A 14724-nucleotide genomic window follows, 5' to 3' on the forward strand; every position below is an offset into this window, starting at 1 on the left:
AGGACAGGACATGAGTTTTCCGAACCACCGCCCGCGGCGGCTCCGCACCACTCCGGCGATGCGCAGGCTCACTGCAGAGAACCGGCTCGCCCCCGCGGAGTTGATCCTCCCTGCCTTCATCCGCGAAGACCTTTCCGAGCCCAACCCGATCACCTCCATGCCCGGCGTTGTGCAGCACACCACCGAGACCCTGAAACGTGCCGCAGCGGAAGCCGTTGAACTGGGCGTGGGCGGCATCATGCTGTTCGGCATTCCGGCGAAACGAGACGCCGAGGGAAGCGCGTCCCTGGATCCGGAAGGCGTCCTGAACAAGGCCATCCGCGACGTCCGGGCCGAGGTGGGCGACGACCTGGTGGTCATGAGCGACGTGTGCCTGGACGAATTCACCGACCACGGCCACTGCGGCGTCCTGGACGGCGACGGTTACGTCGACAATGATGCCACGCTGGACATCTACGCCAAGATGGCAGTGGCCCAGGCCGACGCCGGGGCCCACGTGCTGGGCCCCTCCGGCATGATGGACGGCCAGATCGGCGTCATCCGGCAGGCACTCGAAGACGCCGGGCACGTCAACACCGCGGTGATTGCCTACGCGGCCAAATACGCGTCAGCGTTCTACGGACCGTTCCGGGAAGCGGTGGACTCCCAGTTGAAGGGGGACCGCCGGACCTACCAGATGGACGCCGCCAACCGGCGCGAGGCCATCCAGGAAGTGGAATTGGACCTCGCCGAAGGGGCTGACATGGTCATGGTGAAGCCCGCCATGAGCTACCTCGACATCCTGAGGGACGTTGCCGAGATGAGCCCCGTCCCCGTGGCCGCGTACCAGATCTCGGGGGAGTACGCCATGATCGAGGCGGCGGCGGGGAACGGCTGGATCGACCGCCGGGCAGCCATCACGGAGTCGGTCCTGGGCATCCGCCGCGCAGGTGCCAACATGATCCTCACTTACTGGGCGAGCGAGCTGGCCGGCTGGCTGAAGGAATCCTGATGAGCGAAACGCCGGAGAGTTCGTCCACCCGGACGGGCACCCAGGCCGGCCCCACTGATCCTGTCGGGCCTGGCCGGATCCTCCTGGGGCTCAACACCTTCGGAGACGTTGGAGCAGGGGCAGACGGAGGCCCGGTGCCGCACGCCCAGGTCCTGCGGCAGTTGCTCGAACAGGCGGAGCTGGCTGACGCCGTCGGACTTCACGCCTTCGCGGTGGGGGAGCACCACCGCCGGGATTTTGCGGTCTCCGCACCCGAGGTCTTCCTCGCGGCCGCCGCCGCACGGACCGAGCAGATCCGGCTCGGCTCGGCCGTCACCGTGCTGAGCTCCGACGATCCCATCCGGGTCTTCCAGCGCTTCTCGACTCTGGATGCGCTCTCCGGCGGGAGGGCCGAGGTGATGCTGGGCCGGGGCTCGTTCGTCGAATCCTTCCCGCTGTTCGGCTTTGACCTGGCGGACTACGAGGTCCTCTTCGAGGAAAAGCTTGAGCTGTTCCACAGGGTCCGCGCTCAGAAGCCCGTGCACTGGGAGGGCCGCACCCGGCCGGCCCTGAAGGGACTGAGCGTCTATCCGCATCTCGAACACCATCTCCTACCGGCCTGGATCGGCGTGGGCGGCACGCCCGAGTCGGTGCTGCGCTGCGCCGAGTACGGTTACCCCATCATCTTCGCGATCATCGGCGGACAGCCGAGGTCCTTCGCGCCGCTGGCCAATCTCTACCGGGAAGCCATGGCGAAGTACGGGCATCCCATGCAGCAGATGGCCACACACTCGCCCGGACACGTGGCCGCCACCGATGAGGAAGCACGGGAGGAATACTTCCCGCACTGGCTCGAACTTCGGAACAGGATCGGTGCCGAACGCGGCTGGGGTCCCGCCGGCCGGGGTGAGTTCGACGCAATGTGCACGCCTGAAGGGGCCCTGTACGTCGGCTCGCCCGAAACTGTGGCGCAGAAGATCGTCCGGCTTAAACAAAACCTCGGCGTGGACCGTTTCGACCTTAAGTACAGCAGCGGGTCACTGCCGCATCCCGCCATGATGCGCTCCATTGAGCTGTTCGGGATGGCCGTGGCACCCCGCGTCAACGAACTCCTGAAAGAATAGGACGCATGACTTCCAGCATGCCTCACAACGAGGAACTCTTCGACCGCGCCCGCCAGCTCATGCCCGGCGGCGTCAACTCCCCGGTCCGTGCATTCGGCTCCGTGGGCGGAACCCCGCGCTTCATGGTCTCCGCCAAAGGACCCTACCTGACGGACGCCGACGGCAACGAGTACGTTGACTTGGTCTGCTCCTGGGGCCCGGCCCTGCTTGGCCATGCCCATCCTGCCGTCCTCGACGCCGTCCACGCCGCAGTGGACCGCGGGCTGTCGTTCGGCGCCTCCACGCCGGACGAGGCCAACCTGGCGTCAATCGTCAAGGAACGCGTATCGGCCGTGGAGCGGATCCGGATGGTCTCCACCGGCACGGAGGCCACCATGACGGCTGTCCGGCTGGCCCGGGGCTTCACCGGCCGCAACCTCATCATCAAGTTCGCCGGTTGCTACCACGGCCACCTGGACGGCCTGCTCGCCTCCGCCGGCTCCGGTGTTGCCACTCTCGCCCTGCCCGGATCCGCCGGGGTGACAGCGGCGACCGCCGCCGAAACACTGGTCCTCCCGTACAACGACCTCGGCGCCGTCGAAGCCGCCTTCGCCGAGCACGGCCCCAACATCGCTGCCGTGATCACGGAAGCGGCACCCGCCAACATGGGCGTCGTCACCCCGGGCGAGGGCTTCAACGCCGGGTTGTCCCGCATCACGGCGGCCCACGGCGCGCTGCTGATCCTGGACGAGGTCCTCACGGGCTTCCGTACCGGCTACGCCGGCTACTGGGGCCTTACCGGCGGCGCCGCGGATTCTGCCGAACAGTGGACCCCGGACCTGCTCACGTTCGGAAAGGTGATCGGCGGGGGCATGCCGACGGCGGCCCTCGGCGGACGCGCCGACGTCATGGACTGCCTCGCTCCGACCGGGCCCGTTTACCAGGCCGGGACGCTGTCCGGCAACCCGGTGGCCATGGCGGCCGGCGTTGCAACCCTCACGCATGCCACCCGCGACGTCTACTCCTTCATCGATGCGCGGTCGATTGAATTGTCCTCGGCCCTGTCCTCGGCACTGGACGCCGCCGGCGTCGACCACTCCATCCAGCGCGCCGGAAACCTGTTCTCGGTGGCGTTCGGTACCTCGGAGCACGGAGTCCACAACTACAGCGACGCACAGAAGCAGGAGGCCTACCGGTACGCCCCCTTCTTCCACTCCATGCTGGATTCCGGCGTCTACCTCCCGCCGTCCGTGTTCGAGGCCTGGTTCCTGTCCGCAGCCCACGATGACGCGGCCATGAACCGTATCTTCGATGCGTTGCCGGCCGCAGCGGAGGCGGCTGCCGCCGCTTCGAAGGCCTGACCGCCGTCGTCCGTCCCGGTGCTTAGGCACAACGGGGCAGTGCGGCAACAAAAAACTCCGGACCCGCGACAGCGGATCCGGAGTTTTTTGTCGTCTCCCGGCGGAGACGGGCCTTGCTAGAAGGCCGGGGTCACATCACCGTTGGGCCATTCCTTCTCGATGAAGGCCTTGACCTCGGGGGAGTGGAGGAGCTCGTCGAGCTTCTTGATGCGGGCATCATCCTTCGACTCTTCCCGCCAGGCCAGGAAGTTGGCGTACGGGTTGTTTTCGGTGGACTCCACAGCCAAGGCATCCTTGGTGCTAAGGCCTGCCTTGAGGATGAAGTTGCCGTTGATGAGCGCAAGGTCCACGGACGGGTCCTTGAGGTCGTTGATCAGCAGTTCCGGCTGGTTCTCGGAGAACTTGAGCTTCTTGGGGTTCTGCTCGTCGGTCAGCGAGATCACCGAGGTGTCATCCTTGATGTCCTTGACCAGGCCGGCCTTTTCGAGGACACGGAGGGCACGGACCTGGTTGGAGGGATCGTTGGTGATGGCGATCTTCGCGCCGTCCTTGATCTCGCTGATGTCCTTGACCTTCTCGGAGAAGGCGGCGTAAGGCTCGATGTGGACGCCTTCGCCATGGCCGAACTTGTAGCCCTTGGTCTTGACCTGGTCGTCGAACCACGGCTTGTGCTGGTAGTAGTTGGTGTCCAGCGAGCCGTCGCTCAGCGCGGTGTTGGGCGTCTGGTAGTCCTCGATCTCCTTGATGTCCAGCTTGAGGCCGGCCTTCGGGGCGAGGTCCTGGTTGATGAACTCGAGGATCTTGGCCTGCGGCACCGGGCTGGCTCCGACGCTGAGCGTCGCGGGCTTGGCCGGGTCCAGGGTCTGGGTCTCGGCGCTCGGTGCGGACGAACCGCCGCATGCGGTCAGCGTCAGGGCGGTGACAATGCCCGTCGCCAGGAGGGTGAGTGATTTACGCATCGGATGCGTTCCTTTCGAAATAGCCTGGAGCCCGACGGCGGAGCGGAGGGATCCGGTTCAGATGCAGTGAGCGGCTACTCGCTGCTGAGAAGATGTGGTGGGTGCCCGCCATTTGGCGGGTGGTCCCGGTTTAGCGGTGGTCGAGGCTCCGGGAGATCCATTCACCCGTCAGCTGGATGACCTGGACCAGCACGATGATGAGCACAATGGTGACGAGCATGACCGTGACGTCGAACCGCTGGAACCCATAGTTGTAGGCGAGTTTCCCCAGGCCGCCGCCGCCGACAAGGCCGGCCATGGCGCTGTACCCCACCAGGGTCACAACCGTGGTGGTTGCGGCCGCGACAAGGGCCGGAAGGGATTCGGGCAGCATCACCTTGCTGATGACCTGCATCCTCGTGGAGCCCATGACCTGGGCGGCATCAATCTTGCCGTGGTGGACATCCCGCAGGCAGGCCTCAACGAGGCGCGCAAAGAACGGAATGGTCCCGATGGAGAGCGAAACGGACGCCGCAACAGGTCCGAGGCTGGTGCCCACCAGCAGCCGGGCCAGCGGGATCAGGGCCACCATCAGGATGGCGAAGGGGATGGAGCGCGTGATGTTTACGACGATGTCGCTGACGATCCGGTTCACCACAGGCATGGGGCGGAGCCCGCCCGGTGTGGTGGTGTGCAGGAAAACGCCCAGCGGCAGCCCCACCAGCACGGTGAAGAAGCCAGAGATTCCCACCATCTGGAGGGTTTCCATGATCGCTTCGGGCAGTGCCTTGGCCAGGACGGGGTTGCTGAAGATGTCGTTCACTTGAGGTCTCCCGTCTCGGGGGCGAAGTCGGCCGTGTCAGAGGCGAAGTCCGGCTCGTCGGACCGGACGGCGGCGTCTGCCAGCTTGGCGCTGATGCCCCGGTCGCGGAGGTACCCAAGGACAGCGTCGTAGTCCGCATGGTCGGCCAGCTGGACCCGCAGATGCCCGAACTGCTGCCCGCCGAGCGTCTCTACGCTTCCGGCGAGTACGTTCAGGTCGATGTCGAAATGCCGCGCGACGCTCGTCAGCACCGGCTCTTTGGCGCTTTCGCCGGAAAACAGGATCTCCAGCACGGGGCCGGTCTGCAGGGCTCCCCGGATCGGTTCCGAGGCCGGCAGGGGCAGGAGCGCCCGGGCCAGTTTGCTGTCGAGTTCAGCAGCAACCTCGGCCAGTTCGCCGTCCTCGACCACGCGGCCCTTGGCCAGAAGTGATACCGATCCGCAGACACGCTTCACCACGTGCATCTCATGGGTGATGATCAGCACGGTGAGCTGCAGCCGCCGGGTCAGGTCCTGGATGAGGTCCAGGATTTCATCGGTCGTGGCCGGGTCCAGCGCTGACGTCGGCTCATCGCACAGCAGGACGTCGGGGTCGGAGGCGAGTGCCCGGGCGATGCCCACGCGCTGGCGCTGGCCGCCGGACAGCTGCGAGGGATACGCGTTTTCGAAACCCTCAAGTCCCACCAGCTTTAGGAGCTCCGCCACCTTCGTGCGGACCGTGTCCTTGGGAGTCTTGACGAGTTCCAGCGGATGCGCGACGTTGGCTGCCGCCGTCCGGGAATCCATCAGGTTGGCGTGCTGGAACACCATGCCGATCCGGCGTCGGGCTGCACGGATTTCGGAGTCCTTGACCGAGCTGAGCTCCGTGCCGTCGATGTTCACAGATCCGGACGTTGGGCGGTCCAACAGGGTCAGGCACCGGACCAGCGTGGACTTGCCGGCTCCCGAGTGGCCGATGATGCCGTGGATGGAGCCTTTGGGGACGGAAAGTGAGACCCCGTCGAGGGCCACTACTTCCTTTTTCCCCTGACGGTAGACCTTGCGCAGGTCTGTAACTGTGATCATGTATCCTCAGGCGGTAGGGGGACGGGGCAGGGCATAGCACAAGCCCGCTTCTGAACTAAATTATGTCAGCGCCAGGATATGGCAGCCACTTCCGAAGGTTCTTCGGCTGCCCGCGTATTTTCACGCATAAGTGCAAGCGATCCACCGACGCGACCGTGGGATGCACAAGATATCCGCGGCTCTCTGAATCGCAGCCGGGTGGCCTGTGGCCCGCTTAGGGCCGGTCTGCTGTGATCTTAGTCGCAGCAGCGCCCCTTTTTCCCAGTCCCCGGGGCTATTCCCAGCCCCCGGGGCGGTGTGAGGCTAGAAGTCGCCTCGGCTGGCGTCTTCCGGAGGCAGGACGGGCCAGTCGCCCTCGATGACTGCGGCCGGTTTGGTCTTGCGGAGGTATTGCTGGAAGTCCGCTGCCTGGCTGACGGCCCAATCGACCTGCAGCTGATGAAGTTGGGCGGCTGGCAGCTTCAGCTTCGGGAACTTGCCGGCCATCGCATCCAGCACCCGGAGTGTGGCCAGTGCATCGGCGGCGGACGTGTGGGCATTTTCGAGGTCAACGCCGTACTCTTCGCACAGTGCCGTCAGCGTGCGTTTGCCCTTGCGGTAGCGGTCCACCTGCTTGTTCATGATGTAGGGATCAAGAACGGGAAACCTGCTGAGCTGGGGAACGCCGTAACGGGCTGATTCGGCCGCCAGGACGGTGAAGTCGTAGCTGGCGTTGAAGGCGATCACCGGCACGCCCGTGTCGAAGAGTTGCTGCAGTACCGCGGCGACTTCCCGGGTAACCTCCGCGGCCGGCCGGCCATTGCTGCGGGCATGCTCGGTGGTGATCCCGTGAATGTCACTGGCTTCCGTCGGAATCTCGACCCCCGGATCCGCCAGCCACTCATGTTCCTGGATGACACTCCCGGCAGCATCCACCACGGTCACCGATGCCGTCACGATCCGGGCGGCGCGGGAATTCCGGCCCGTGGTTTCAAGGTCGAAGGCGGCCCGCGGGAGGGTGTTCCAAGTGCTCATGTGATCACGCTACCGGGTGGCACCGACAGTTTATTGCAGGTGTCGTGCGTGTCCGCCGGCGCCGGCTGCCGGGTGCTCCGTGACCTTCGGCACGGGGCACCCACCGATAGTCTGGAGCCATGCGGACGGAGTATGTCGAGGCAGTGCTGGCTGTTGTGGAGCTCATCCCGGCCGGCTCGGCCGTTGCATACGGGGACGTCGCAGAACTGATCGGGTCAGGGGGCCCGCGGCAGGTGGGTTCGGTCATGAGCCACTATGGAAGCGGCGTGCCCTGGTGGCGCGTGCTCAGGGCAAGTGGCCAGGCCCCGGAAGGGTTGGCCGCGGAAGCGCTGCAGTACTACATGCGGGAGGGCACGCCGTTGCACGGGGACTTCCTGCTCTTTGCCAGGACGGGCGAGGGCCGCTGGCGGATTGACTTGGCAGCAGCCCGGTGGGCGCCCTCCGATGCTGACTTCGACACGCTGGACGCCATAGCCGAGCGGCTGGAAGCGTCGCGGCGTAAATTGTCAGCGGCAAATGATGGAATGTCTGAGTGACCGCAACTATCCAGCAGACCGCTGCACCATTCACCACCGCTGCACCATTCATTGAGGCGCCGTTCGGCGAAGCGGCGGAGCACCAGGAACCCTTTGCAGGATCCCAGCCGCTGCCCGGGACCGGTCTCCGTCTCTTGCCTCCGCGCCAGGTCCACAGCGCCGTTCCGCTGCTGACCGAGGACCAAGTCGCGGCCGTGGAGGTGCCGCAGGGTTCGGGTCCCGTGCTGGTCCCCGGGGCGCCGGGAACGGGAAAGTCGACCGTCATCATAGAAGCGGCAGTCCGGCGGGTGGAGATGGATGCCGCGGATCCGGAGCGAATCCTGATTCTTGCCCCTGGCAGACTGGCGGCGGACACCCTTCGTGACCGCTTTACGGCCCGGCTGAACCGCAGCCTGAGCACCACCCCCGCACGGACCTGGGCCGCCTACGCCTTCGACCTGATCCGGCGGGCCAAAGCAGAAGGGATCCTGCCGCTGCCGCGGGCGCCGCGCCTGCTGTCCGGCCCGGAACAGGACCTCATCATCAAGGAGTTGCTGGACGGCCACGCCCTGCCCGGACTGGGGCTGCCTTGGCCGGCGGACCTGACCGCCGCCCTGCCCACCCGGGGATTCCGGCAGGAAGTGCGGCAGCTGTTCGACCGGATCATTGAATCCGGCCGAACGCCGCGGGACCTGGAAAAGCTTGGGCATGAGTGCGGCAGGCCCGACTGGATTGCAGCCGCCGCCCTGTATGCCGAGTACCGGGATGTCCTGGACCTCCGCATGCCTGAGGCTTTTGATCCGGCCGGCATCATCACGGCTGCACGGCAGCTGTTCCAGGACGCACCCGATTTTCTGGCGGCGGAGCGGGAACGCCTCCAGCTGATCCTCGTCGACGATATCCATGAAGCCAATCCTGCTGTCTTTGAGCTGCTGGCAGACATCGCCGGGGGCAAGGATGTCTATGTCACGTCCTCCCCGGACACTGTCGTCCAGGGATTCAGGGGGGCACGGCCTGACCTCGTCGCAGAGCTGCCGAGCCTTCTGGGCGGTAACGGCGGCGGGGGAGTTGTGGAGCGGCCGCTCCGGTACGCCCACAGGCACCAGCCGGCGGTGGCGCAGGCCTGGCTGGGCGTAGCCAGCCGGATCTCGCTGCGCGCAGGAGGACAGCTCGCCCGGCGTCTCGACGAACCCGACGCCGACCAGCGCCGCGGTGAGGAGGCGGCGGGGCAGGCACGCCGGGATAGCGGCGGAACTGTCGAGGCACACCTGCTGCCCTCGGCCGTTCATGAGCTGCGGTACGTTGCCCAGCGGATACTGGAAGCCCAGATTAATGGTGGCCGCGACTTCGCGGACATGGCCGTGATTGTCCGCAACGGCGGCCAACTCAGCCAGCTGCAACGCTATCTGTCCGGCCAGGGCATTCCGGTGCGGATTCCCGTGGCGGAGTCCGCTGTCCGGGATGAAGTTGCCGTGCGTCCGCTGCTCGACGCCTTTGCCGTGGCCCTTGACCCTGACCTGCTGACGCCGGAATCCGCGGTGTCGCTGTTGACTTCGCGGATCGGCGGGGCAACTTCCCTGGAACTCCGCAGGCTCCGTCAGTCGCTGCGCCGGGAGGAAATCCTCGGCGGCGGCGGGCGCTCCAGCGACTCCCTGCTTGTGGAGGCGCTCACCGAGCCCGGCGCGCTCGCCTCCTTGGGAATTGAAGGCCGGTCGGCGCGGCGGGTCGCGAGGATGATCGATGCGGGGCGCCGTGCAGCGGCCGAGCCCGGCGCGAACGCCGAGACCGTGCTGTGGGCGCTGTGGAATTCCACCGGCCTGGCGGGGGCCTGGACGGCGGCGGCACTGTCCGGAGGGCTTGTGGGGGCGCGGGCGGACCGTGACCTGGATGCCATGATGGCGCTGTTCCACACTGCGGAACGCTACGTCGACCAGATGCCCGGTTCCGGTCCGGTGCAGTTCCTTGAGTACCTGCTGAGCCAGGAGCTGCCCATGGACACGCTGGCGGCGCGTGCACAGGTTGATGATGCCGTGGAACTGATGACTCCCGCCAGCGCCGCCGGGAGGGAGTGGCCGGTGGTCATCGTGGCAGGACTTCAGGAAGGCGTCTGGCCGAATACCCGGCTGCGCGGCGAGCTGTTGGGGAGCACACTGTTCGCCGATGCCGTGGAGCATGGGGTGGAGTACGCGCTCCAGCGTGGCCCGCTGAGCCGCCTCCGGGAGATCAGGTACGACGAACTTCGCAGTTTCTCGACGGCGGTGTCCCGCGCCAGGGATGTGCTGATCTGTACAGCCGTGGCTTCGGAAGATGAACAGCCGTCCTCATTCCTTGATTACGTCGCTCCGCTGCAGCCGGATCAGGACGCAAGGGGATTCACCTCCGTGGAGCGGCCGCTGACGCTCAGGGCACTGGTGGCGGAGCTGCGCCAGTACGCCCAGCTGGACGGAAGGTTCGACGCTGAATCTGACGAGGCCGTCAGGGTCCTTGCTCGCCTCGCTACTGCCGATCCTCCCGTTCCGGGGGCACACCCCCACAGCTGGTGGGGGCTGGCGCCGCTGACTTCCGATGAACGCATTGTGCCGCCCGGCGGCACCGTCTACGTGTCGCCCTCAAAGGTGGAGTCCGTGCAGAAATCGCCCCTGGACTGGTTCGTCCAGGCTGCCGGCGGCGAGGCAGCCACCGACTTCGCCAGAAGCCTGGGCACATTGGTGCACTCCATCGCGCAGGACATCCCTGAGGGTTCGGGAGCCGAATACCTCGCCGAACTCGTCCGGCGGTGGCCCGCCCTGGGAATGAAGGACAACTGGGAAGGGAAACTGGACTTCCAGCGGGCTGAATCCATGGTCCGCAAGCTTGCGCAGTACATACTGGTCATGCGCAGCGAAGGCAGGCGGTTGGCCGGTGTGGAGCAGGACTTTGAGGTCCAGCTGACACTGGATGCGGACGGGCCGGATGCTGGCCCGGAAGCCCGTTCCGCCGTCCTGCGCGGCCAGGTGGACCGGCTGGAAATCGACTCCCAGGGACGTCTGGTGATCGTTGACCTCAAGACCGGCAAGCGGCAGCCGGGAAAAGCCGAGCTCGGCAGGCACCCTCAGCTCGGCGCCTACCAGGCGGCGGTCCTCGCGGGGGGCTTCGACCGTCAGGATCTTCCTCCCGGCGCGCAGCCGGGAGGGGCCGTGCTGGCGCAGCTGGGCACCACGGCGAAGAGCCCGGGAGTCCAGCATCAGGATCCACTGGATCCGGGGGACAACTGGGCGATGGACATGGTGAAGGAAGCCGCCGGCGTCATGTCCGGCCGTGAATTCGAAGCTCGGCACGATCCCTCGAAGGGCGGCTTCGGCGGCCACGGCTGCAGGCTTCCGGAAGTCTGCCCCCTTTGTGCACGGGGAAAGCAGGTTACAGAATGACCGCCCTCCCCGAACTCCCTGCGCCCAGGTTCAGCCCCGAGGAACTCTCGGTCCTGCTGGGGGAGAAGAACCTGCCTACGGCGGAACAATCGGCCATCATCTCTTCGGCGCTGACCCCGCGGCTGGTTATTGCCGGCGCAGGGTCGGGCAAGACCGCCACCATGGCGGACCGTGTTGTCTGGCTGGTAGCCAACGGCTGGGTCAAACCTGAGGAAGTCCTCGGTGTCACCTTTACCAGGAAGGCAGCCGGCGAACTGGCCAGCCGTATCCGGGCCAAGCTTGGGGCCCTGCAGCGCATCGCGGCCGCCGACACCGGCCGCTCACTCTTTCCCGAGGGCCTTCTCAGCGCCGACGCCCTCGAGCCGAAGGTATCCACGTATCACTCTTTTGCCAGCGGTATCGTGTCCGACTATGGCCTTCGGCTCGGCATCGAGCGCGACGTCGTCCTGCTGGGCGGCGCCCAGGCCTGGCAGCTGGCAAGCGAAGTCGTCGAGTCGTACGACGGCGAGTACGCCCACTTCCGGGCGGCCAAGTCCACGCTCGTAAAAGCAGTCATCCAGCTCGCGGGTGAGTGCGCTGAGCACCTCCGCGAGCCAGCCGAGGTCCAGGACTGGCTGATGGAGCGGCTGGCCGACTTCGAAGGTCTCCCGTACGTGGCCGGCGCGAAGAAGAACCCCACCCAGGCCGCCGGCGAGCTCGGCGCGATGCTCCGGACGCGGGCCAGTGTGGCCGAACTCGTGGGCCGATACTCCGAGGCCAAGAGGGCGCGGGGAGCACTGGACTTTGGCGACCTCGTCGCCCTGGCCGCGAAGGTGTCCCGGCAGGTCCCGCTCGCCGCGGACACGGAACGGCAGCGGTACAGGGTGGTGCTGCTGGACGAGTTCCAGGACACTTCGCACGCGCAGCTGGTGCTCTTCTCGCGTCTCTTTGGCGACGGGCATGCAGTCACCGCCGTGGGCGACCCCAACCAGTCCATCTACGGATTCCGCGGCGCTTCAGCCGGCCAGCTGTTCCACTTCGTGAGCGAGTTCCCGGTCAAGGTTGCGGGTCAGGCATCGGGAGCTGCCCGGTTCAGTCCGGCCCCCGTCTCCTACCTGACCACGGCATGGCGGAACGGGCGTAATATCCTCGCCGCGGCCAACGTCATTTCCGCGCCGCTGAGCGCTGCGGCCGCAGCGGCTGGACCCGCCGGCCAGCGGACGTCGGCGGCCGCCGTCGAAGTGCCGCCCCTGCAGCCGAGCCCGGCCGCATCCCAAGGGCGGGTGGTCATGGGACGGTTTGACACTGACGAAAATGAAGCGGCAGCGATTGCGCGCGATCTCCTGAAATTCCGGGTTACGGACTTTGAAAAGCAGTCAGCCGGCGCGCCGGTCCCGCCCGCGATGGCAGTGCTGTGCCGCCGGCGGGCCCAGATGGAGTGCATCCGACGGGAACTCGAGGCCAACGGGATTCCCTACGAAATCATGGGACTGGGCGGCCTGCTGGACACTCCGGAAATCGTCGACCTCGTCTCTACGCTGCGTGTCCTTGCTGATCCCGGGCGGTCAGATTCCCTGATGCGGCTGCTGGCCGGCGCAAGATGGCGGATCGGCCCGGCAGACCTCATGGCGTTCCGTGACTGGTCGTCCTACCTCGCGCGCCGGCGTGGCCAGAATGCAGCCGATGCGGCCATCGCGGACGAGGAGCCAGCTTCCGCCGCCGACGTTGTCATCGAAGGGGACCTGACAGACGCGGCGAGCCTGGTGGAAGCCCTGGATTGGTTGCCCAGGGACGGCTGGACTTCCGCGCACGGACGGACCCTGACGGCAGCTGCCCTGGAACGCCTGCGCCGGCTGGCTACCGAGCTGCGGCATCTGCGCGGACTCATCGGGGACGACCTCACAACTCTCCTCGGCGAGGTGGAACGCGCCATGCTGCTGGATATTGAGGTCGCAGCCCGGCCCGGGCTCAGCATCCATCAGGCCCGGCGGAACCTCGACGCCTTCCAGGACGCTGCCGCGGGCTTCCTTCAGACGTCGCACCGCGTGGACATCCTCGCCTTCCTGGCGTGGCTCGAGGCGGCGGCGGCAGAGGAGGGCGGCTTGGATGTGCCGCCGCCTGACGTGAACCACGAAGCCGTCCAGCTGCTCACAGTCCACGCCTCCAAGGGACTCGAGTGGGATGTCGTGTTTGTGCCGGGCCTGAACTCCGGGTCCTTCCCGAGCAGCCGTGACTCCCGGTGGAGCAGCGGTTCGGCGGCGCTGCCCTGGCCGCTCCGCGGTGACCGAGCTGACCTGCCCCAGTGGGATTTGGACCAGCCGGACCAGAAAGGGTGGCTCGACGCTGAGAAGGACTTCAAGGCCGCCGTCCAGGCACACGGCGAAGCTGAAGAACGGCGGCTCGCCTATGTGGCGTACACGCGGGCAAAGCATGTCCTGTGGATTTCCAGCGCCGCCTGGGTCGGTGCCCGCGGCGGAATGGCGGAGATGTCGCCGTTCCTTGCTGAACTCGGACCCTTGGCGGGCATTGGCGAGGCAGCCGGCTCAGTCACAGCTGGCGGCAGGGTGGCGGAAATCCATCCCGACTCGGTGGACGAGGTTTCCCTGCCGCAGGAAAGCCCGTTGACCCAGGACCTCGAGGTGGCCATCTGGCCGTACGATCCGCTGGAAGGACCTGCTGACCCCCGAACCGGGAAGCGGCTCCGGCTTGTCCCGGGGCGGCGGGCCGCTATGGACCGCGCCGCTGCCCGTGTGCTGCAGGAAGTCGACCGGCAGGGGACGCAGGCGGTCTCCGGCGCACCCGCTTTGGAGCCCGAAACTGGCAACAGCCGCGTACTCCGGCCCTGGGCTGCTGGCTGGTCACGGGAAGCCGGCCTGCTGCTCGAGCGGCGGGCCCGACGCGCAAGCAGCCGTGACGTGCACCTGCCGGGACACATTTCCGCTTCCACTCTGGTTGCCCTTGATGAGGACTCCGCGGCAGTACTGCAGCGGCTCAGGAGGCCAGTCCCTCGGGAACCCGGCATGTCCGCCCGAAAAGGCACGGCGTTCCACGCCTGGGTGGAGGAGTACTTCGGGACGTCCGGCATGCTGGACATTGATGAAGCCCCCGGATCCGATGACCACATTGACGAGGCCTATGGCCTCGAGGACATGGTTGCCACGTTCAAGGCATCCGAATGGGCGCACCGGTCGCCGGCCCACATCGAAGTGCCGGTCGAAACCCGGATCGGCGACGTCGTGGTCCGCGGCCGCATTGACGCCGTGTTCCGGGACGCCGACGGCGGCTGGGATCTTGTCGACTGGAAGACCGGGCGCCGACCCTCAGCGGGTCAGCTCAAAACCAAGAGCGTCCAGCTCGCGGTGTATCGGCTCGCCTGGGCCCGCCTCAAGGACGTTCCGGTTGAACAGGTGCGGGCCGCTTTCTACTACGTCGCAGACAACCAGGTGGTGCGCCCGCACGATCTCGCTTCCGGCGACGAACTGGAAGCCATCGTGACAGCCGCCCTGGCCGATCCGGAAACACAGGCAGATCCGGAGGCGTAGGCCGATCC

10 protein-coding genes are annotated in these 14724 nt (G+C 66.7%); 6 read left to right on the plus strand and 4 right to left on the minus strand.

Annotation, left to right across the window (positions count from 1 at the left end):
* The first annotated feature begins 10 nt into the window (after positions 1-10).
* From hemB to hemL, 3 genes are read left to right on the plus strand one after another with little or no spacing between them, the layout of a single operon-like run.
* Positions 11-991 carry a porphobilinogen synthase gene (hemB, locus tag AC5RUM_RS11205; protein WP_494034995.1) on the plus strand — a complete coding sequence of 327 codons (981 nt, stop codon included), beginning with the start codon at positions 11-13 and terminating at the stop codon, positions 989-991.
* Complete coding sequence (locus tag AC5RUM_RS11210) at positions 991-2094, plus strand: LLM class flavin-dependent oxidoreductase (protein ID WP_494034996.1); 1104 nt, start codon at positions 991-993, stop codon at positions 2092-2094. Before hemB ends, AC5RUM_RS11210 begins: the two co-directional genes overlap by 1 nt.
* 5 nt (positions 2095-2099) lie before the next feature.
* Positions 2100-3434 (plus strand): glutamate-1-semialdehyde 2,1-aminomutase, encoded by a 1335-nt coding sequence (hemL, locus tag AC5RUM_RS11215; protein ID WP_494034997.1) that lies wholly within the window; start codon positions 2100-2102, stop codon positions 3432-3434.
* 116 nt (positions 3435-3550) lie between these two features.
* Here hemL and AC5RUM_RS11220 read toward each other — a convergent pair whose 3' ends face one another.
* From AC5RUM_RS11220 to AC5RUM_RS11235, 4 genes are all read right to left on the minus strand, one after another.
* Entirely contained in the window at positions 3551-4393 is an 843-nt protein-coding gene (locus tag AC5RUM_RS11220) for a MetQ/NlpA family ABC transporter substrate-binding protein (protein ID WP_494034998.1), read from the minus strand.
* Between the two features lie 130 nt (positions 4394-4523).
* Positions 4524-5195: a methionine ABC transporter permease gene (locus AC5RUM_RS11225; RefSeq protein ID WP_494034999.1), complete on the minus strand. Its 672-nt coding sequence runs from the start codon at positions 5193-5195 to the stop codon at positions 4524-4526.
* Positions 5192-6259, minus strand: coding sequence for a methionine ABC transporter ATP-binding protein (locus tag AC5RUM_RS11230; protein WP_494035000.1), 1068 nt, complete (start codon positions 6257-6259; stop codon positions 5192-5194). The genes AC5RUM_RS11225 and AC5RUM_RS11230 overlap by 4 nt, the downstream gene beginning before the upstream one ends.
* A gap of 303 nt (positions 6260-6562) precedes the next feature.
* Positions 6563-7273 carry a 3'-5' exonuclease gene (locus tag AC5RUM_RS11235; protein WP_494035001.1) on the minus strand — a complete coding sequence of 237 codons (711 nt, stop codon included), beginning with the start codon at positions 7271-7273 and terminating at the stop codon, positions 6563-6565.
* Between the two features lie 119 nt (positions 7274-7392).
* On the opposite strand from AC5RUM_RS11235, the gene AC5RUM_RS11240 reads away from it, so the two are divergent.
* The 3 genes from AC5RUM_RS11240 to AC5RUM_RS11250 all read left to right on the plus strand — a co-directional run bounded on the left by AC5RUM_RS11240 (position 7393) and on the right by AC5RUM_RS11250 (position 14716).
* Positions 7393-7809: an MGMT family protein gene (locus AC5RUM_RS11240; RefSeq protein ID WP_494035002.1), complete on the plus strand. Its 417-nt coding sequence runs from the start codon at positions 7393-7395 to the stop codon at positions 7807-7809.
* A 110-nt stretch (positions 7810-7919) separates the two neighbouring features.
* Positions 7920-11195 (plus strand): ATP-dependent helicase, encoded by a 3276-nt coding sequence (locus AC5RUM_RS11245; protein WP_494035148.1) that lies wholly within the window; start codon positions 7920-7922, stop codon positions 11193-11195.
* Positions 11192-14716, plus strand: a complete 3525-nt coding sequence (locus AC5RUM_RS11250; RefSeq protein ID WP_494035003.1) for an ATP-dependent helicase — start codon at positions 11192-11194, stop codon at positions 14714-14716. The genes AC5RUM_RS11245 and AC5RUM_RS11250 overlap by 4 nt, the downstream gene beginning before the upstream one ends.
* Positions 14717-14724: the final 8 nt, after the last annotated feature.

The organism is Arthrobacter sp. B2060, from assembly GCF_059090445.1.